This window comes from Vibrio gigantis, from assembly GCF_024347515.1.
Taxonomy (GTDB): domain Bacteria; phylum Pseudomonadota; class Gammaproteobacteria; order Enterobacterales; family Vibrionaceae; genus Vibrio; species Vibrio gigantis.
In genome coordinates, this window is sequence record NZ_AP025492.1 from 2,283,815 (window position 1) to 2,305,238 (window position 21,424).

At 41.9% G+C, this 21,424-nt stretch carries 19 protein-coding genes and 1 tRNA gene; 2 read left to right on the forward strand and 18 right to left on the reverse strand.

The features are described 5' to 3' along the window. Nucleotides 1-56: 56 nt before the first annotated feature. The 5 genes from OCV56_RS10020 to OCV56_RS10040 all read right to left on the reverse strand — a co-directional run bounded on the left by OCV56_RS10020 (nt 57) and on the right by OCV56_RS10040 (nt 4,939). On the reverse strand, nt 57-983 hold the full coding sequence (locus OCV56_RS10020; protein ID WP_086713661.1) for a LysR family transcriptional regulator: 927 nt from the start codon (nt 981-983) through the stop codon (nt 57-59). Nucleotides 984-1,239: 256 nt separating this feature from the next. Beyond that, entirely contained in the window at nt 1,240-2,025 is a 786-nt protein-coding gene (locus tag OCV56_RS10025; RefSeq protein ID WP_086713662.1) for an HAD-IIB family hydrolase, read from the reverse strand. Nucleotides 2,026-2,060: 35 nt separating this feature from the next. Further along, complete coding sequence (locus OCV56_RS10030) at nt 2,061-3,344, reverse strand: TRAP transporter large permease (protein WP_086713663.1); 1,284 nt, start codon at nt 3,342-3,344, stop codon at nt 2,061-2,063. A 9-nt stretch (nt 3,345-3,353) separates the two neighbouring features. Further along, nucleotides 3,354-3,818: a TRAP transporter small permease gene (locus OCV56_RS10035; protein ID WP_050651502.1), complete on the reverse strand. Its 465-nt coding sequence runs from the start codon at nt 3,816-3,818 to the stop codon at nt 3,354-3,356. Nucleotides 3,819-3,925: 107 nt separating this feature from the next. Further along, complete coding sequence (locus tag OCV56_RS10040) at nt 3,926-4,939, reverse strand: C4-dicarboxylate TRAP transporter substrate-binding protein (protein ID WP_086713664.1); 1,014 nt, start codon at nt 4,937-4,939, stop codon at nt 3,926-3,928. A 273-nt stretch (nt 4,940-5,212) separates the two neighbouring features. Here OCV56_RS10040 and OCV56_RS10045 point away from each other — a divergent pair, with 273 nt between their 5' ends. Then, entirely contained in the window at nt 5,213-5,917 is a 705-nt protein-coding gene (locus tag OCV56_RS10045) for a glycerophosphodiester phosphodiesterase family protein (protein ID WP_086713665.1), read from the forward strand. 9 nt (nt 5,918-5,926) lie between these two features. Next, nucleotides 5,927-6,679: a DeoR/GlpR family DNA-binding transcription regulator gene (locus tag OCV56_RS10050; protein WP_086713666.1), complete on the forward strand. Its 753-nt coding sequence runs from the start codon at nt 5,927-5,929 to the stop codon at nt 6,677-6,679. A 50-nt stretch (nt 6,680-6,729) separates the two neighbouring features. On the opposite strand, the gene OCV56_RS10055 is transcribed toward OCV56_RS10050, so the two are convergent. From OCV56_RS10055 to OCV56_RS10115, 13 genes are all read right to left on the reverse strand, one after another. Beyond that, entirely contained in the window at nt 6,730-7,707 is a 978-nt protein-coding gene (locus OCV56_RS10055; protein WP_050651506.1) for a DHH family phosphoesterase, read from the reverse strand. Nucleotides 7,708-7,765: 58 nt separating this feature from the next. Beyond that, a complete protein-coding gene (locus OCV56_RS10060) occupies nt 7,766-8,572 on the reverse strand; it encodes an ETEC_3214 domain-containing protein (protein WP_373959268.1) in 807 nt (268 codons plus the stop codon). 2 nt (nt 8,573-8,574) lie between these two features. Then, nucleotides 8,575-8,745 (reverse strand): hypothetical protein, encoded by a 171-nt coding sequence (locus OCV56_RS10065; protein ID WP_086713668.1) that lies wholly within the window; start codon nt 8,743-8,745, stop codon nt 8,575-8,577. Nucleotides 8,746-8,809: 64 nt separating this feature from the next. Then, nucleotides 8,810-10,264: a transglycosylase SLT domain-containing protein gene (locus OCV56_RS10070; protein ID WP_086713669.1), complete on the reverse strand. Its 1,455-nt coding sequence runs from the start codon at nt 10,262-10,264 to the stop codon at nt 8,810-8,812. A gap of 78 nt (nt 10,265-10,342) precedes the next feature. Beyond that, nucleotides 10,343-10,954, reverse strand: a complete 612-nt coding sequence (locus tag OCV56_RS10075) for an LPP20 family lipoprotein (RefSeq protein WP_086713670.1) — start codon at nt 10,952-10,954, stop codon at nt 10,343-10,345. A 147-nt stretch (nt 10,955-11,101) separates the two neighbouring features. Beyond that, a complete protein-coding gene (locus OCV56_RS10080; protein ID WP_086713671.1) occupies nt 11,102-12,502 on the reverse strand; it encodes a hypothetical protein in 1,401 nt (466 codons plus the stop codon). After that, a complete protein-coding gene (locus tag OCV56_RS10085) occupies nt 12,484-13,662 on the reverse strand; it encodes a hypothetical protein (RefSeq protein WP_086713672.1) in 1,179 nt (392 codons plus the stop codon). Before OCV56_RS10085 ends, OCV56_RS10080 begins: the two co-directional genes overlap by 19 nt. Next, entirely contained in the window at nt 13,662-14,378 is a 717-nt protein-coding gene (locus tag OCV56_RS10090) for a hypothetical protein (protein ID WP_086713673.1), read from the reverse strand. The genes OCV56_RS10085 and OCV56_RS10090 overlap by 1 nt, the downstream gene beginning before the upstream one ends. 11 nt (nt 14,379-14,389) lie before the next feature. Then, the gene (locus tag OCV56_RS10095) at nt 14,390-15,331 is read right to left on the reverse strand and encodes a hypothetical protein (protein WP_086713674.1); all 942 of its coding nucleotides are present in this window, start codon (nt 15,329-15,331) and stop codon (nt 14,390-14,392) included. A gap of 1,170 nt (nt 15,332-16,501) precedes the next feature. Beyond that, nucleotides 16,502-17,716: a sodium/glutamate symporter gene (gltS, locus tag OCV56_RS10100; RefSeq protein ID WP_086713675.1), complete on the reverse strand. Its 1,215-nt coding sequence runs from the start codon at nt 17,714-17,716 to the stop codon at nt 16,502-16,504. 254 nt (nt 17,717-17,970) lie between these two features. Further along, nucleotides 17,971-18,061 (reverse strand) — tRNA-Ser (locus tag OCV56_RS10105). Nucleotides 18,062-18,239: 178 nt separating this feature from the next. Further along, nucleotides 18,240-18,689, reverse strand: a complete 450-nt coding sequence (locus OCV56_RS10110) for an L-alanine exporter AlaE (protein WP_086713676.1) — start codon at nt 18,687-18,689, stop codon at nt 18,240-18,242. Nucleotides 18,690-18,937: 248 nt separating this feature from the next. Next, a complete protein-coding gene (locus tag OCV56_RS10115) occupies nt 18,938-21,424 on the reverse strand; it encodes an ATP-binding protein (RefSeq protein WP_455432266.1) in 2,487 nt (828 codons plus the stop codon).

The window sequence follows — 21,424 nt, forward strand, 5'->3', positions numbered from 1 at the left end:
GGCGGTAACAAGTCGAGCCAAGAGTAGGACTCTACGTTTCACCAACCCTGATCTATTTAGATATTGTGAGCATCATGACTTAAGAATGTGGCGTTCTCGATGAGAAAGTCTAAAAAGGTTTCGGCTTGCAATGAGAGCGCACGGCCTTTGAGAGATTGAACTTTCACCGTCGCTTTAGAGAAGGTATCTAGCTCAGTCGCAACTACTTCAATTTGTCCCGATTTGATCTCATCAAGCACAGTGAGCTTAGGCATAAAGGTCACGCCTAGGCCTGCCGAAACAAAGTTAGTGAGTGCGGTAACAGAGTTAGTTTGAAGCTTAGGTTGCAAAGTGAGATGAGAGTTTTGTTCGGCCTGCTTTACGAGCCTACCCATGCCTGTCGAGTTGTCGATCAAAGCAATAGAAGCCTCTCTAATGTCTTGCAGTGTCACTGGTGCTTCTTGGGTCGTTAGTACGTGCCCTTTTGGAGCGATAAGCTCTAAAGGGTGGCTACGCTCGACGTGTGAATGCAGTTTAGGGTGAGGAGCAGACGCATAGGTAATCGCGAAATCGATCTGTTGATCTTCCAACATTTTTACGGCATCCAATGCACCCGCTATCTCAATCGATAAATTGATATCAGGGTATCGCGCCATGAAAGTCTGCATGGGTTTAGAGACCAAGTTAGTGATAAACCCTTCTCCTATCGCGATGCTAACGTTACCGCCCTTGAGGTTTTTCAACTTGGTTAGACGAGCCAGCACCGCCGTTTCGCTGCGAACGATGGAGCGGTAATAGTTCAATAACTCGTTGCCCGCTTCAGTCAGCAGTGATTGACGATTATTGCGTTCCCACACTTTCATTTCTGCTTGTGCTTCAAGCTGCGTCAGCATTCTACTCATTGCCGCCGGGTCAACGTTCATCATCTTAGACGCTTTACGCAGTGACCCATATTTTGATAACGCATTCAGGTACTCAAGCGCACGAAGATTAAAATGGTGCATGCAACTTCCTTGTGATTCGACAGACACAACACAAGCGTCTCACAATTTTTCTATTTGCCCATCTAGGAATTGAGATACCGACAGAACAAGTTTGCAAGTTGTGGGCTGAGTCACCAACACCAGCACTGAAAAGCAATAGGCGCGATATAGAAGAAGTAAGTATTCGCCTCTAATAAAAAAAACACAGCTCAATCCAACGAAGAAAAGAGCTGTGTTTGATGTTCGCTATCAGCTGTTTGAAGCCGCTAAACAATCGCTATTTTAAGGCAAGCAGCTTATCGACAAACTCTGAGAAGCCGTATCCTCCGGGTTTGCTCATCACCACTGATGGGTGATGCTCTAGTCGTTCCCAGTAATGCTGAATATTGGCGACCCCAACACTGTTGGGCAAAATTTCAAACATGTATTGGTCGTTCATCGAGTCACCGACATAGCAACTACGCTCGACTATTTCTTGGTCAGACAGCCCCTTCTCTTTGAGAAAAGCAGTCGATGTCGCTTTCTTAGAGTGCTCACCATACCAAGCATTAATGTGAATGGAGCTTGCTGTGGCGTGTGCACCTAACGCGTGAATCTTAGAGACTACCTCTTCAATAATCGCATCATCAACTTTCGGACGGTTTTGACCGATGTCTATCGCAACTTCACACAAGCGGTACGACTGATCGAGCGTTAAACTGAGCTCTGGATAATCGCTCAAAATAGCTAAGACTTGTTGTTTCAATTTGCTCTGATTAGCGCTAACTTCTGGCAAAGGAATATCAGAGCGCAATGTCAGATAACCGTTTTTCTTTTCCATAATGAAGGCGCCATTCTCGCCGAGAACTGCATCAACAGGCCACAGCTGAGCAATGTGATCACACCAGCCTGCACAAGCCCCCGTTACCGCAACCACTTTCTTGCCCGAATTTCGAAGCTTACTTAAAGCGATCAAGGTTTCAGGCGGCAATTGACCTTGCCACGTTAAGGTGTCATCCACATCGGTTAACACCCAATCTATCTTTTTCCAATTTTGGTTCAATTCATTCGATACCGAATTCATTTCTACACCTCTAAATAATCAATCACTAAACAGTGTTAAAGCAAATTCGGTAAAAACATCACTAAGCTTTCAGAGAAAGTCAGCAACATCAGAACCGTGAGTAGTGCTAGCAACAACGGAGCCACTTCTCTTACGAAGTCGACCATACGAACTTTTAAAATTGAGCAAACCGTAAACATCATCGAGCCAAATGGCGGAGTCACACCACCAATCATGATATTCACAATCACGATAATGCCGAAGTGAACCGGGTTAACGCCTAGGTTAAGCACAGCTGGCAATAGTAATGGCGTGAGTATGATCATCGCGGCACCACCTTCGATAAACATACCAACCACTAACAGCAGCACGTTAATCAACAACAGCAAGACGAGCTTATTGTCTGTCAGCTCAATCAAAGCCGAAGCAACATTGTGTGGGATCTGCTCTAGCGTCATGTAGTAACCAAAGACCATGGCACCGATAATGATAAACATGACACTACTGGTGCCCTGCACTGTTTCACGCATGATGAGCGGGATATGGCGAAAGCCCAGTTGACGATAAACGAAGACGCCAATAATCGCGCAAAGTAATACTGCGATAGCGCCCGCTTCAGTAGGCGTGAACAAGCCAAAACGCATACCTAAAATAATGCCGAATGGGATCAACAGTGCCGGAATCGCTTTCAAGAAGTAGTGAAAACGCTCTTGGGCAGAAGCAGGCTCAGAGCGCGACGGTTTGTAACGGCGTTTACGAGCGATGAACGCGATCGTCACCATCAGCGACAGCGCCATCAAAAATGCCGGAACGTAACCCGCAATAAACATTTGATGAACCGACACGTTCGCTAATAAAGCAAAGATGATTAGGTTAATACCCGGTGGGATCACAGGGCTGATACTTGATGACGCAGCTGTTACCGCAGCCGTGAATGGCAAGTCGTAACCACGCTTAGTCATCTCGGGAGCAAGAATCTTCGACTGCATCGCCGCATCCGCGTTTGCAGATCCAGAGATACCCCCCATAAGAGTACTCAATGCCACATTCACTTGAGCAAGACCACCGGTTTTATGGCCAATCATAGAATCGGCAAAGGCGAGTAAGCTCTTACTGATCCCTGCATAGTTCATCACCGAACCCACCATGATAAAGAACGGGATGGCCAACAACGGAAAAGACTCAGCAGAACTAATAAAGCGCTGCATTACCAAGCTCACCGGAATAGAGTCATTGATAAAAAGAAAGTAAACCATCGCCGATGCAATCAGAGAAAACGCGATGGGGATGTTCAAAAGAAACAGAACAAACAGAATAAAGATTGGAAGATAGCTTTCCATGAATCGTACCTACTTAGAAGAGCGCTTTAGAGAAGCGACATCGTTCGCGATAAATCGAACGGTGTGGATCGCCATCAATGAGAAACAAAGCAACAACACGCCATTGATAACAAAATATGATACGCCCATGACCGGCGTTACCTTGTTAGATAGCATGAGATATTGATAACTCAGAACCGCCATTAAAATGTTCAGAGCCAGTAGGAAAACGGAAACACACAATCTAAATGGGATTTTTGCTTTTTCTGGCAGCATGGCAACCACCACATCCACACCCATGTGAAGCTTGTGTTTGTAACAGGAGCTAATCCCTAAGTAGACAGCCCAAATGAAGCAAATAACCGACAGCTCTTCACTCCACGGGACAACAAAGCCAAATCCATAACGCAAGACGACGTTAACGATAACAACCAAAACGGTGATCGAAATAGCGATAGAAGCGAGGATTTCTTCAATATTTTTCAATAAAAACAAAAGACTTCTCCAACGAAATACCTAATACAACGTGGGTATTTCAGGAATAAAACGGCCTAAGAATATTTAGGCCGTAATCATTAACTAATTAATTTGAGTATGCAGGACTACTGTGCAGCTCGGATCGTTTCTAGCTCTTTCATGATCGTCGCGTGTATGCCTTCACTCCAGCTTGGGAACTGGTTGTACACATCTGCCGTCAACTGGTTGAACTCTTCAGAATTCACTTCATTGAAGGTAACGCCTAGCTCTTCAAGTTTCTGAGTGTATTCAACATCCAGTTTAACTAGCTCAGCAGTGTTAGATTCAGCACCAGCCTCTAGCTCTTCGTTGATGATCTGTTGTTGCTCTGGCGTAAATTTGTCCCAAAGCGTTGGTGAAATGTAGATACCCACTGTGCCAAGGAAGTGCTTAGTCAAAGACATGTTCTTAGCCACTTCGTAGATCTTGGTTGAGTACATGGTCAGGATAGAACCTTCAAGACCGTCAACAACGCCTTGTTGAACACCTGCATAGGTCTCAGGGAATGGAAGAGAAGCTGGAGCTGCGCCCATTGCTGAAAGTGTGCTGATGAACAGCTGACTTTGTGGAACACGAATACGCATGCCTTTCATGTCATCAGAGTTAACGATCTCTTTATTGGTGATCATGTGGCGGAAGCCAAACATGTAGTCTGCATTCAATACTTTGATGCCTTTTTCTTCCGCTTTAGCCTTAAGGCCAGCAACGAAATCAGTGTCCATCATCGCTAAATATTCATCGTAAGTGTTGTACAGCATTGGACCTGCCAGTGCAGCGAAGTCAGGCACGTAATCACCTAGATAAGTCAAATCCTCTACGGCAATCCAGTTGGCACCGTTAACCACTTGTTCCAAGTTATCTTTGTAAACAGGTAATTGACCACCAGGGAAAACTTTAATGTTTACCGAGCCATCGGTTCTTTCTCGAATTTTGTCGGTCGCTTTGATTAGCTCTTGTGTAAGCAACTCATTTTGAGTGAACACAAGACTCATGTTGATATTGATCGGCTCGTCTTTAGCTTCAGAACCAGCCTTGTCAGCTTCACCACAACCAACAAGCAGCGTTGCCGCCATAATTACTGTACCTAATAGCTTTTTCATTTTTAATCACCTTTATGTGGCTATCGTTTTCTAAATATAGAGGGTGTTATTAAGTTTTCGTAGAGTATGTGAGTGAATTATTACATTCATATGAACATTTATCTTAGCGATTTGAACATAGTGAGTATAAGGTCTCACTATTGTACAAACTCTATCCAACTCTTTTTAACTAGTTCTCATTTAAAACAGCGCAATATGGTGGAGAGTTAATAAATCTGTAATAAAGTGGAGCTACTGTTTCCTGAATTTTCAAATGAACATCGAGATTGAATTATGATCACAGGCCACCGCGGTGCCGCTTCTTTAGCACCTGAAAATACGTTAGTGAGTATTGAACACGCAGCGAAAGCTGGTGCTAAATGGATTGAAATTGATACCCAGTTGAGCGCTGATGGCATCCCTATGGTTTTTCATGACAAGACAGTCAATCGTTGTACTAACGGAACGGGCAATATCGCCGATTTAGACTTAACCACACTCAAGACGTTAGATGCTGGTAGTTGGTTTGGTAGCGAGTTCGCGGGGACCACGATTCCTACTTTGAGCGAAGCGTTTGATAAATGCCTAGAACTTGATGTAACTCTGAACCTTGAAATCAAAATTTATGACGATAAAGCTATTCAGCCTCTAGTTGAAACAGTGATCGCACTGGTTGAGCAAAAGCAGTTCCCTATTGAAAAACTGCTCATCTCAAGCTTCAAAAAAGAAGCGCTAAGTCTTTGCCAGCAAATGATGCCTGAGGTTAAACGTGGTTTTATCTGCGAAGTGTGGAACGATTTCAGCCTGGAGTCCCTTCAATCACTCGATCTGTACAGCATTCATATTGATCACCGCATCCTTGATGAGAAAACAGCAAAAACGATCAAAGCTTCAGGCGCAGTTCTGAAAATATGGACCCTGAACGATCCACAATTGGCGGCTAAATATTTCAATCTGGGTGTCGATAACATCATCACCGATGTACCAAACCAATTTTAGTGAGCATCTATGGAACTGAACCATCGCCAGAAAGAAATACTCGCAACGCTTAAAGCTAACCAAGATATTCAGATCGACCACTTAGCCGAGTTGTTTTCTGTTACCACTCAAACCATTCGTCGTGACGTAAACCACCTGTGTGAGCAAGGTCTAGCGCGAAGAGTACACGGAGGCGTCAGCCTACCTACTACGCTCACGAATACGAGTTATCGATTCCGCGCTGGCGTTGAGTCAGAAACAAAAGACAGTATTGCTATAGCAGTTGCCGATGCGATACCTGAAGGCTCAACGGTCATGATGGGCATTGGTACCACCGTCACTCGAATCGCACAGTACTTATTGGCAAAGCCAGCGCTAAGAGTGATCACCAATAACCTTCAAGTGGCTCGTATCCTTGAGGCAAATGAGCAGATTGAAGTGTATTTGGCGGGTGGTTTGTTTAGACGAGAGCATCAAGATATGGTTGGCAGTAGCGTGGTCCACTTCTTCTCCGACTTTGAAGCAGACATCGGCATTTGTGGTTGTGGTTCAGTAACAGACAGTCATTTCGCTATGGAGCATGAACAAGTTGAAGCTGACCTATCCAAGTCAATCATAAAGAACAGCCGTGAAAGTTGGCTAGTCGCAGACTCCAGTAAATGGGGACGCTTTGCGGCTCTGAAGGTAGCGTCACTGAGTGATTTTGATCGTATATACACTAATAACAGCCAGTTACCTTCGGAGCTAAACATACACTTAGTAGAGGACGATACTCATGCTTAGATACAAAGTGCTAACTATTTCAAAATGCCGAGCAATCTAAACAAGTAAATTTAAGCGTCAAGTACTAGGCTTGGTCGAATTAAATCATAAACACAAGCAAGTTCACGACTGAATTCAAAATGTTTGTTGATGATGCCGCCAGCCATATGAGGATGCCCGCCGCCAAAACCAACCCCTTTTTCATTAAGAGCGCTTCTAACTATCTTCGCGACATTGTTTTTTGAACACTCAGAACGGAGAGAGATAAAGGTCTTCTCTCTATTTCTAGCAGTGAGAACAACAATATCGAGCTCATCAACGCTCAGCAAGAAATCACCTAACACGCCAAGCATATTTTTAGGGCAACCTTCAGGAAGCACAGCAAATGCTGCATTTTTTTCACGACGTAAGCTATCGAGCATAGAATAGAATAGTTTTAATTCATGGAACTCTACTTGATTACGACAAATTTTGTTAACCATATCATTATTGGCCTTCGCTTGAAGATACAACAATGCTTTTAGATCTGCCGTCCCTACCCCTCGGGTAAAGTTTGCGGTATCAAAACTCAAACCAACCAATAGTGCTGTCGCAATATTTTGGGGCATCTGCAGAGAAAAATAACGATAATACTCAACCATTATGGTTGCTGTTGAACCATAGTTTGAACGTATATCGGAATACCATACAAAATCAGGTGCTTTCACTTGGTGGTGGTCGATCACTCCTACCTCAAGCCCCGGAAAGTCGATGACATTTTTCTCACCAATACAGCCATCAACAACAATAATCTTGTCATCCGGTTGTAGTTTCAAATCTTTTGGCTGATAGATTGGAATATCTAGCCAATCTATTAAGTTCCTGAGTGACACTCGATCTATATAACCATGAAACGTAATATATGGGCGCAGCCCTTTACTTTTTAATAAGTATGCCAAGGCGTATGCGGAAGAAATCGCATCATGATCAGGGAAGTCATGAGCTTGAATAATGATTCTGTCATCACCCTTAAGCCGTTCTAGAAAGCTTTCGAACTTTAAATTTGCCATAATCCCACTGCTAATAAAGTTCTAGCTTGATAGAAAGCTAGAACTGATTTGTTAATGGTTAACTCTTATGAATTAAACGATATTCGGTGTTAGACAAAATAGCTTCTTCTAAAGCCCCCACACCTAATGTACTGTAACCATAGAAATTAGGTTTCGCATTCAAACGTAAAGACTGTACGCTCTTTACGACGTGCTCATCCATAGTCAGCGAGTCAACTACGTCGGAAAGCAATTTCCGGTTGTTTTTTGTCATAGGTGCAATGAACTCACTAGCTCCGCTGATTGAAGAATATAAGTAGCCAAACTCACCGCCATTATTTTCTTCAATGTAATAATTGCCAGTTCTAGAGAACGACGCTCGAATTTCATTGACACTTTCAATGGCGTTAAAAGGTTGATTGAAAAACTCCGAACCACCTGCATGTTCTAATGTTTCAGGGGCAAAGCCTTCATCTGGAAATACAAGATAAGCAACAATGGCATTATCTCTGGTAATCGATGAGAGTATAAAGTTATCGTCTTTGTAGTATTTGATAACGTCATCGCCACTTGAACGCTTAATATAAACGGGGGCACCAAATGTCTGATCTAATATTTCAGCTGATGAGCGGATATACACTTTTTCAAGCTTTTTGTGTGATGGAATATCAGTCATTTGTGAAAGACCAAAATCCACCATCTTTTCGATTGCATCAAAACTATCGTTAAAACCACCCAAAGCAATTGAGACGACTGACAACAAACCAATAGTGCGCGCTAAGTTTCCTTTACTTTGTGCTTCTAACAACGATTCTTGATTATCTTGGAGCTCTTTCAGTTCATCTTGAATTTCTTTTGGAACGTCATTTTGTTGTTCTGCAGACATCATCAACCTTTAATATCGTCTATTGTATCCATCAATGCCTCTTTGCCGTCTTCAGCTCGTTCTTGTACTCGCTCAAAAGCATCTGTATCCATTATATTTTTAATTTCATCGTCGTAATTAAGGCCTAGGTAAATACCAATGGCGATGAAAAATAAAGCAAAAATCTTAAACATTGTTACTCTCAAAAATTCTATAAGAAATTAAAGCACACGCCTTCCCATGTGCTTACTACAAGTATTATTTATATAGTGCGATACGGCTGTTTACTTTCTTCAAGTAGTTCTTTGTTTCATCGTATGGCAACTTCGCAACCAATTGGTTATACACTTGTTCCGGGGTCATCTGATTGATCACTTTAGATGCTTTACCAATGCTAGTTGAGCGGTCTTTATTAAACGCACGAGCAACGTTTCCTGCACCAGTGTTGTAAGCCGCAATCATGCAATACAAACGACTTTGATCATTCTCGATCTTACGTAAATATTTGCTATTCAAGATATCTAAGTAAGCAGTACCAGTTTCAACGTTAATGACGGGTTGATATAGATCTGAAGCTTTCATTGGCGCATCTATATTTCGAACTTGTTTGTTAACATCATGCCCCGCACTGGTTGGAACCACTTGCATAAGACCAAATGCTGGTACGTGAGATTTAGCGTCAGGGCGAAAAGCAGACTCAGAGTGCATGATCGCCATAATCAATGCCGCATCTATTTCCCAGTTCTTGCTTTCTTTCTCTGCGAGAGGTGTATATTTGCTCGCACGAGATTTCAAACTATTCTCTGGCAGCTTAACTTTATAACTGACCACTTTTTTAGGCTTCGTCGAAGAAGAAACTACTTCCGTAGTAGGTTTTTTCTTCACCGCTTGAGTTTTAGGTGCCACTTTCTCAACTACTGTCGGAGAAGCTTTTACTGGTATTGACTCTGTGCTAGCAACTTCTTGCACTTTTTCATCAATAACCTCTGATTGCTCTCCTGATAAGCCATGTTTAGTTCGCATTTCGCTGTAAAGCTTAGTTTGAGCAGCAATACGCTCTTGTGCTTTAGTAAGCAGTGCCATTTTCTTATCATGAGCGCGTTGGTAAATGAAGGAATCTGGGATACCAGTATCTGATTGAATCAGTCGTTCAGCTTGAACATCAAGTTCATTCATTTGGCTTTGCGTTTGTTCAATAACGAAGTTCTTCTCTTCTTGTTCTTTATCTAAAGAATACAAAACCGCATGGTCGACCGCTTTCAGCTTGGCTAGATCAACCGTTTTCCCCTCAACTTCAACAGGGATTTTTCTTACAAGCGCTTCTATTTCTTCAGGGCTGCTGTCTTCATCAACTAAAACAGAAACCGTAGCGGTATTACTTTCATAATCCACTGCTGTCTTAACTTGATCGTTTTGTGAATAATCGACCTGTTTTGTTTGAGAAGATACCTCTCCTTCCCCCCAATTTTTAATAAGATCTGTACGGCGCTCATCAAGTTTATTGGTATATTCGTCACGCCATTGTTCATACTCGTCCAAGTAAGCATTTACATAAGCATGAAATTCTTTAAGTTTTTCTTCTTGGGACTGACTTGCTTTTACAACCGCATTATTAAGTTGTTGTTTTTGACTATCTGACACTGCGTGTGTTGGAAAGCTAACAGCTGCTGAAATTGCAATAGCCAGCCCTGTCTTGGTGATCGTTTTATACATAACTAACTCCGAGAGAGTATAGAAACAAAGGCCACTCTATAGTGGCCTTTTTCAATTTAACTAATCGTCAAGCAACGATTATTTTTTCAAAGAATCGAATACGGCAGCAAGATCTGCGGCAGCTTTTTCGTCGTTAAATTGATTCCAAAGAGTTGAGTCTTCGCCACCAACTTCGTCGATAATTTTATTCATATTTGCATCATAAGCTGCTTGGTCCATACCAACTAATACATACAGCCCACCAGCTGGACTTGTTTGGCTTACTAAAACTCGGCTATTTGTAAGTCTTTTACTCACTACCGATTTAGTAATATCTTCAAATGCCTCTTGAACATTTTCCGTTACCAGCGTTACGCCTTCCCCAGCGGATGTTGACGTAGCACCATCAGTAGCAGATTGAAATAGATTACTCACATCTGATTCAAAAGCCGAAGCAAGGTTTACACGAGCATCGCTCATCGCGATTTTACGCATGACGCTCATACCTGCTGCACTTTTCTTCGCGTAACCTGTTGCACCAATAGCTACATCAGTAGGGACCACATCACAGATCCAACCAGGGGCTTCGACAGTCGGTGCATCTGGGAACGTACATGACGCAAAATTTTGAGCTTGCTCTAGTGTATCGTTGTTGCTTTGGCAGCCAACGAGAGCGGTAATTAGTGACGTTGCAATAATTAGTTTTTTCATATCTTAAAAGCTATCCATAACGTTTTTTGTGTATTATTTCCAATTAGTAAATCTGCAAATAATCATTTGATATTTAATGCATCAACCTCACCTATTATTTTAAAAAACCATATTTTTAAAATATAACAAGTCCTATAGGAGTGACGCTTAAAGCACTCTGATTTGGTATTCATTCAGTACATCAACTTTCGAACGGTAGTTTGGTTGATGGGTACGCAACATGGGTTCAATATCTTGGACTAGTTCACTTGCACCGCTAAGTGACCTTAGCTGAATAACGATATTGCCGCCCTGTTGGCTTGGTTTAATATCAGAAACCCCGCTCATATCACCAATCAAACGATAAAGTTGCCCCTGTTTGCCTGCCGCTTGCTGTGAAAAAATAAGTTCTCGGATAGGCCCACCGCGGCTTACCATTATTTGCACCGACGCTTGAAGTTCACTCTTTAAGGCAATTTGGTTACCTTCAATAGCTAGGTGAACAGCTGCAAGTTCATTGAGCATACCTGCTTTGTTCGGTAGCGTCATAAAAGTCGGGTCGTTGTGCCAACTACCATAACGATTGCCAGCACGATCGACCACGGTCGCCGATAGTTCAAGCTGAAGACCAGAAGAGGTCACTTTTGGGGTTTCTTGAACATTAAGAATGACACTAGACTGCTCCGGGTTAGAAGCAAGATCAAAGCCCATCTCTGCGAGTGCATTGGAAAATGTATCTTTTACGACTGGGAGCTCTGCATCAACATAGATTGAAGGTTGGCCAAGGCTTTTTATCAAACTTGCTATTTTCGCTTCCACCTTCTGTCGTTCAACAAACACATCAAGCGTGACTGTTACATAGCCGTTAGGCTTTTCCTGATAAGAGATTTCATTCCAACTGGAAACCATGCCTTGAGGTTCCATCGAAAGTGATTGCATTGCGATTTCTTGTAAGTCGAAATCATTGCTACTTTCTGTTCCCGACAGGGTACCGTAAGACTTTTGCATATAACCAGAATTGACCATAGCGCCTAATACTTGGCTAATAGCGCGGTTAAAGGCATCTTTTTCCGCCACTTGCCTTGCACTCAATGCCAATTTTTTACTTTCACGGCCTTCACCGACAACCACGACAGACATAACTGGCGTGTCATCCCATTCGATACCGTCGTCAGCGCTGTTAAAGCCAGTACTAAGCTTCGGTGCTAAGCGCACTGTTACACAAGTATCATCCCCTTGAATTTCAGGCGAGCTAAAATCGGCATTGATATCGTTAGCATTAATATTTGTTATCAATAATTCCCGGACTTGTTGATCAAATTGCTCCTCAACTAACGCATTATCTTCAGTCGTAAAAGAAACTGAGGCCTTACCTTGCAAAAACAAACGAAGATTATTTAAACCATCGGCTTTGGCTGACTCAACAGCCATCGCCCCTCGACCATATGCACAGCCTTGTTCAATAAGAGCCAACGTTGGCTGACTCTTATCTAATTCCAATGCAGGAATGGACATACATACAAATAAGGTACTAATGGCAAATCTTTTGCTTAGCCTTTTGCCGCCCATGTACTGCGCTCCTTCATAAACTCCATAGGCACACCAACACTTACAGCGAAAATACGACGCTGTCGATCAGGGCGATAAATCCCGTCTTCAGCAATTTCTTTCACTTCGTCAGCTATGCTGCTGTCTTTCCATCGAACAATTTTTCCTTGAGCGCTTTGTTGGCTTGGGTTAACAATAGCAACACCAATAGGCTCAACAAAACCTGCGCTGTATTCGAATACAACCATGGTCTCATTCGGCAATACGCCTGCATTTTGGCCACGGTCTAACGAAATTCGGTCGCCTTTAATTCCATTAACCTGCGCGGTAGCTGGCATTTCTTTGAGCAAACGCGTTAACATAATATCGAAACCGCGTGATGACATTTCATTAAGAACTGCATCAACATCTTTGCCACTGGTATAGTTAAAACCACGATAATAATCGCCATTCGCAATCACGGTTGTGTAACTGTCTTTATCGCGGACATCAAAGTTAGAAACACGGATCTTACCGATGTTTGGGTAGCTCACTTTTTCACGCGTATATGGGTCAATCACACCCGTCGTCATTTCCATCGACGTTTGAAATAGAGACTGAGTTGAACCAAACAACATATCAGCGGTTTTGAGCACATCGACTTTCATCATGTAATCGGGAGATAACTTACCGCGACTGCCTGCTTTTTTCGCGACATTTGCAGCACCGCTATATACCATAATGTCTTCCATAGCTTTGTTAACAGCATCGGTATCTCGAGTCAAAATCCGGAAACGGTTAACGCCCGCAAACTGGTTTTCTAAAGTGTTTTCTAGCGCTTTAGTTTGGAATTTACTTATGCTTGAATGCATAGAGTTGAAAACATCAGCAGATTTTCCCTGAAGATTTTCATTCACATCCGTTTTGACATCACCAAAATACAAAAGAATTGTTTTTTTCGCGAGTGGACAGCGAGTGTCTTCTTCATTTGCATCGTAAGTGCAATATTGAAGGCCCTGAGTACTGAAGTACGCTGGTACTTCTATATCGTCGCTGCTAAATTCGTATGCTGATTTGCCGATAACCAGCGATGAATTTCCTGCATTACTTTCTACCGAATACGTTTGGCTACCTTGGTTACTCTGGCAACCCATCAGCGCAATAGCAGCGGTTACTAAACCGGCAATTCGAGAAAGTTTCATTATGATTTCACTTTATCAGCAACAACTTTATCTAGGTTCTCAAGTTGTTCGATAGTATTTTTATCTATTGAAATAAGTGAGTTGGCATCCAACGCAAGTATCGAGCGAGCTTCCATCTCGTGGTAAGCTTCAACAACTGGTACAGTTTCCTCTTCACCTGCTTCACCTTCCTCATCGCTTGAGACAACCGCTAGAAAACTATCCATTGCGCCACCAGCAGAATCTTGTGCAAGTGCAGATGCATGTTGAGATGCAATGTAAGTTAATTCTCCGGCTTGAACTGCAATGTCTGCTGCCAATTTTAGGTTTTTCTGGAAGATTTCGTCAGAGGCTTTTTTGTAAGCTTCTACTTGAGGTGTAATCTTTTTATTATCAGGTTTGCCTTCATCGAACTCCTTCATCGCAGCACGAAGTTCTTCATCAGACTTGTCTGCGTTTACTGCTAGGAAACCGGCAACATCACCATGTTTAGATGCAAGTGTACGGTAGTCATTAAACACTGAACATTGGCGCTCTTGCAGTGACACCATTACTTTTGATGCTTTATCAACAGCGAATGATACAGGGGTGAAATCTGTTCCTAGTTCTTTACAGTTCTGAGTAAGTGCCTTACTTGTAGCTTCACGGTCTACCGTAGCTGATTCCATACCTGAAATTGATGAACAACCAGCCATAACTGATACGACTAAACCTGCAAGGATTGTTTTCTTAAGCATTTTCAAAGCCTTTAATTCAAGAGTGTATAAATTGAGTTTTCATTAAGTGTTGCTGTTATTTTTCTATGAGCGTCATCAAGTGCTAGCTCTTTACTAATCGGAGACTCTCCTATCTCCGATAAAATGCTCTGACTAACCACCACATTGGGACTTTTAGCTTCAAAGACTTGTAGTATTAGGTCTTGCTTAGCTTTGTAAGTGTTATTTTTTTTACCGTGCCTTACATTACCTTTGATATAAACAATGATGTCGCCTTCCGAAGTCGTTGCTACATTTTTAGCTAGTATTGATTTTGTTTGGGAGGAATACATATCAGAAGCAGAACGGACAGAAACACTGAAATTCTGAATACGCTTAATTACATTTCTTTCGAGAACCAGTTGTCGTTCATTGAGTGTTTTTGCAACATCATGGTCAAACGATGACAACACCAAAAGCGATTGTTGATTACTCTTCAATAAGGTGTGAGCTTTGTGTGTAAACACAACATCCTTCCAGTTGCTCCCTTGGGAACTTAAATATTGTTGGGCGAGTTGGTGCTGTTTATCAATATCAATCGACAAATAGTCAGCCCACGCACCGACATTAACTCTAAATAGGTAAGTACATCCAAGTTCATCACATCTTGATGTCACTTCGTCCATATTTCTAATACTGATAGGTAGAGTGGAGATTCTTGATTCGATAGTACCTTCCTTAATACACTCCTCTTCGCTCTCCGTAACTCCCCCTATATCTTTACTAGATCCCCTACAATAGTCACTATATTCTTCTGACAATTCAATTTTGCTGTAGATTCTTTTAGATAATTCTTCTTTCGCATTTTTTGTTGCTTCTGACTTATTTTCACCAACCCCTTCAACTTCCCAATAGGACTGAGAAAAAACTGGGACTGACAAGAAAAGGACACATCCAGCGACCAAAACATTATGTACTAATTTGTTTTTTTTCATGTGACCTTACACCAATACTTTCTAATTGAGTTACAGATTCAAACTTCAACATAAATATAAACTTTGACATCAACCCTAGGTCGAATAAGTCAACAGCTCTTGGTCTACTAACAGTCCAAGCAAGCAATCAAATAAAATAACTAAGACACCAACATGAAATGTGCACCTTACTTTTGTAACCCAATGAATAATCTCTAATAAACCCGTAAACCATATTATATCCACACTTAGTTTCAATCAAATATGCACACTCCAGATATGTTCAAAAAACCCACCAAATCATTATTCCCGCACCTCATCACCATTTAAGTTTAAAAAACAATATTGATAAAAAAAACAATATAAGGCGCCGTAAACAATGAGATTAAAAATAATCAAAAAATAATTAACGTAAGATAAAGGAATTATCAAAAATCGATTTATCTAAGATAAAAAGAAAATAAACAAAATAAAAACACACAATAAACATTCAATTAATTTCAATAAGATTTAATCACCAAAAACCTAAAATAAAAGTATGATCAAAGTCTAAAAACAGTTCAGGAATAAAAACCATAATGATGATTTAATACTGATTGCCTAATCCTCCTCATGATAAATGCCACATAAAAACCAACGGACAATAAAAACATCAGAACATAACCTTGTCTTCGAAATCGTATTGAGCGTTACCTGCAATATGATTTGATTCTTTCCGAGGATTCAAATGAGCATCGGAATTGTAGATTCGTTAACTCAAAGCTTGAAGAAGCACTTACTCTGCCAATGTTAGGGGTGTGACTATTTGAGCAAAAGAGGATCTGGTTGAGCTTGTACATTTATTACGCATACACAGAAATGAACTCGAAGGTTGCAATGAGTGCCGTGGAGTCGTTCGTACAATAGGGGGGAAGTCAGTGAGCATTGGAACTTTGATAAGTTCGCTTTGAAAATCTGAAAACAAGGCAGTCTAAAGCAAACAGCGAGATGAAGGTGGGGATCACAGTTATTAAGTATGAAGTTATCGGTATTAAGTTAACCTCTTCACGCCTAAACATGTGAACGTTCATTACGCTATCATATACCCAACAGATTGTGTCTAACGTTACGTACCGAAACAGTGGTGTGAAAAAGTAACTTGGCCATTAAACAAGCTACTTTTCATATTCTCTTTCAAAGTTCAAGCTTCGCTTACATACCAACAAAAAAGCTAATCACAAGCGCATTAATCAAATCGACGAAGAAACCACACACTAATGGCACTACGATAAATGCTTGCGGGCTTGCACCGTAGCGGTGAGTCACGGCTGTCATGTTCACAATTGCTGTTGCTGTTGAGCCTAGAGTGATGCCACCAAAGCCTGAACATATCACCACTGAGTCGTAGTTTCTTCCCATCAAGTAATAAACAACGAATATCGTAAACAGAAGCGAAAGTAGGATCTGAATACTCATTACAACAGAGATATAGCCAAACAATCCATCGAGATCCCAGATACGTAGCCCCATCAACGCCATCGTTAAGAACATACCCAGGCAGATATCAGATATCATCGCCAAGCCTTTGCGGCCTTGAGCAATTTTCTCTTTTGTACGACGCTTTTTGAACAGTGCACGACCAATATTGCCGATTAGGATGCCAGCAATTAAGCAGCTAACGAATAACGGCAGTTTTAAGCCCATTGAGTCGATAACTTCGCTCAGGCTGTAACCAAGCATCAATGTTAGGTTTAGAATCAACCATGCCCATAACACGCCGTAATGGCTCAATTCAGTGCGAGTTTCACTCTCTTGGTATGCTCCGACCGTCACATCTTCTTCTTTGGATGGACTCACCTTATGCTTATTGAGTAGGTAGTTGGCAATCGGGCCACCAATCACACAGGCTGCAATCAAACCAACCGTGTTGGAAGCGACACCAAGCTCGAGCGCGTTAGAAATACCAAACTCTTCCACAAACATTGGCGCCCATGCGAGGGTCGTACCTACGCCGCCAATTAGGCTGATAGAACCTGACAACAAACCCGCTTTCGCATCCATACCAAAACCCGACGCGACAGCCATGCCAACTAAGTTTTGAAGGACAATAAAAGCCGAAGCCAGACAGAGCAGGATGAACAAAGGCCGCCCACCTTTTACCAGCGTCTTAATGTCTGCTTGGAGCCCGATGCCAGCAAAAAAGTAGAGAAGCAAAAAGTCTCTAACATCGAGACTAAAGGTAATTTGGATTTCAAAGAGATAATAAAGTGCCGCTACAGTCGCTGCACAAACAAAGCCGCCAATAACTGGCTCTGGTAGTGAATACTTCCTTAATACTTCAGAGCGCTCGATTAACCCTTTACCAATAAACAATAATGCAATCGCAATAGTAAAGGAGAGCATTGGAGAAACGAGGGTTTCTGTCATGATGCTATAGATTCCTAAGAGTAAGATTATTCATAATGTTGCTTACTCTAAATCTTGTAGATTCATGACAATAAATCAAGCGTTTATCGGTGACATCAATCGCTAATCTGGATCAAAATGCTTCAACATAAACAGTGGGGGTGACGAACACAAAAAGGATTTGAGAAAGTAATGTTTCGAAAGGAAGAATGGTATAAAAATTTAGGAGCCCAAGAACGAGAAAACCCCAGCATTTCTGCTGGGGTTTAGAATAGTGGTGGAAGGATGGGGATTTGAACCCCAGATACGCTATAAACGTATACTCGCTTTCCAGGCGAGCGCCTTAAGCCACTCAGCCATCCTTCCACAAATTGTGTTGAGCTCGTCACTCAACGAGGCGCTACTTTATTGATTCTGCTTGCTTTGGTCAAGGGGCATTATCAAAAAAAGTGCCTTTTTAAGTTTGTTCGATTACAAATTAACTCATTAGATCAAAAACAAGCCAATTTTTATTCTATCGCTGTGCTTACGCTTGTTGCTTTTCTTAAGCTTGTTGATAGTAGCCCGGAACTCGAAACCATTTACGGCACATATCTAAGAAGTAACCGTACAGAACGCCCATACCGCATGAAATAACAGCGTTACTGGTCACGGCTGTAACGATCTGATCACTAGAAGCACCAACGGCCAATAGAATGCCAGCGTATACTGGTGATTGGAACAGCACATAAGCTAAAAGGTCGGATATATTCTTCATCAATGAGCTTTCTGATAGCTTTGCACCATTTCGCAAGAACCAATCACGAAAGACACCATAAGGCCATGCGATAGCGATGTTTACCGGAATAGATAACGTTCGTGAAGCAAGAGATTGCTCAAACGTCATACCGGAGATGAACACTTCTACGATCATGCCTGAGATAAAACAGAAAACTACCATAGCAAATGTATCCGCTGCTGCGTTACGAATACAAAATGGACCACGAGACTTCATTGATGCCAAACCTAAAATATATCACTACCTATTTAGTGATTTAGTAACATATAAACAAGGTGTTTTTACACCCTACCAGATAATGTCGCTATTAAATCACAAGAAAGGCAGTCATAGATTCCAAATTAAAAATCAAGTTGTAAATTAACAACCAAAAAACTCTTAGAAAGCAGTCGCTTCAACCAAAAAATCAAACCAAGGTCAAAAATCGAACAACTTGTCATTTACTTACCGTAATTAAACAACATTTAGGCCATCGGTATATTTACAGTAATGATATTAATGACATCCTGTGCAGGTGGTGCTCCTAAAGCAACCTGCTCTAGCGCTTTATCTACTTGATAATTAAGTTCATCGTTATTCATAGGCTCAACGTGGACACGTAAGCTCTCTAGTGTAAATTGAATCCGTTCTAGATTTTTGTCTTCTAGCGCCACGTACAGCGCCACTAACAAATCTTCGGTGTTATCTTTGTTTCGTAGATCAGGTTTAGGCAGTGACTCACTTTTACTTTTCGAATCGTGTGGTTTTACTTCTTGGGTTTCGAGATCATCCGCTTTTACTTCATGGTATTGATAAAGCTTATTTGAATAACGGAACAACGCATCGTCCAATTCACGCTCATCAATCGGCTTAGCGATAATATAATCCACCCCCGCTCCGAGCATGCGCTCACGAGTCTCTTTAAAAACATCAGCCGTACAACCAAATATCAAGACCGATGAAACATCGCCTATCAAAGCACGAATTGCAGTGGTTGATTCAACGCCATCCATCACTGGCATATGATTATCCATGAGTACTAAATCAAAACGCTCTGCAACCACTGCTTGTATTGCAAGCTCACCATTTTCTACGCTCTTACATGTGAAACCTTTATTGCTCATGAAGGTCTCAATGATCACTGTATTAGTTCGGTTATCCTCGACAATCAATACTTTTAAGCCTGAGTAGTCCAACTTCTTATGCGGCAAACTCTCTATCTCGCCAGGCTGACATGGCTGAATCTTCAAGCGAACGTCAAAGCTCGTACCTATCCCTTCTTCACTGGTGACAGTGATACTGCCATCCATCAACTGGGCAATTTTCTTCACAATCGCTAAGCCAAGACCAGTACCGCCAAAACGCCTTGTCGTCGAAGACTCTGCTTGTTCAAATGGTTTGAAAATACGCTTTTGAGCTTCTTTAGAGATGCCAATTCCAGTATCACGAACTCGAATACTAAGGTAAGTGTTACTCCCATCTATGACTTCTTTCAGATACACCTCAACAAAGCCTCTGGAGGTAAATTTGACGGCGTTATTCAATAGATTAAACAAGATTTGTCTTAGACGTGCTTTATCTGAGAAGTACCAACGATCAGAAGGCACCTCAGAGTACACTTTGAATTGAAGACCTTTCTCGGAAGACAATGTGTAGTAGACACTGTTAATACTGCCGATGATCGAATCAAGCGGGAAGCGAGTTTCATCAAGATCCAACCTGCCCTGCTCGATTTTCGAAAAGTCTAAGATCTCGTTGAGCAGGGTCATCATGTGATCGCCGGACTCATACAAGCTCTTTAGGTGCTTCTCTTGTTCAGAATTTAGAGGCGTTTTTAATAGGATCTGAGCGGTACCCAATACACCATTCATAGGGGTACGAATTTCATGTGATAGGGTCGCCAAGAAAGCAGTTTTTGCATTGGTGGATGCCTGAGCTTTGACCTTTTCAGCTTCGAGATAAATGGTCTTTTCGTTGAAGGTTTTAATCAAATGGCCGATCTCATCATCACTCGAGTAATCTACATCAATGATTTCTCCGGCTTTCGAACTATCAACCTGTGCGGCAATCCTTGTGATTGGGCTAATCAAATAACGGTTCAATAAGTAATACCCTGCCATTACACAAAGCAGCAATAGCGGAACGATACCGCCTTCAATGCTCATCACCTGACGAAAGACTTCATCTGCTACCCGTGATTTTGAGTTAACCACATCCACTTGCCAGCCGAAATCACCAAATTGGTTGCTGCTGATGTAGATCCCTTCGACGAGATTGAAGTTATGAGAAACCAACACTTGGTTGAGCTTATCTCTAAGAGTAATGCCAAGGTTATATTCTTCGGCGTGGTTCTTGATAAAGCCAAGCAACTCTTCGAGCGAGAGATCCACCGTCGCAACACCGGCGAAAGTACCGTCGTAATAATAAGGGGAAGACGCAGTAATCATTCGGACGTGTGTGTATGGATCGATATATACATCGCTCCAAGAGATCGTTCCTTGTTTTTTGTTGACAACAGAGGTGTACCAATACTCTTCCTGATACGGGGCATTTTTAGGGTTGTTATAAGAAAATATCTGATCAATCTTTTCATCGTCGGCTTTATTGAAAAAATAGCTGTTAAGAAGCTTTTTAGAATCGAGAGCATAAGGTTCAGGCCAAATACCGGCACTGACGATCGTATCGTCGCTCGCCGCCAACATTGACTTAAAGAGCGGAATAACGTCATCACCGTTGCGATGCGCTTGAGCAAACCCAACGAGACTGTCTACAAAGCCTTGAGAACTACTGAGCGGCTCAGTAATCAATGCGGACAACAGTTGTGTACGCAAGTCGAGGTTTTGTTGTAATTTGGCGCGCACAGGAGATTCTACGACGTAATACGTCACACTACCGACAATGGCAATAAACATCGCTAAGTATAATCCAAGCGCTACCATGCTTTTTTTCTTTAAAGACGACCGTATCTGCAT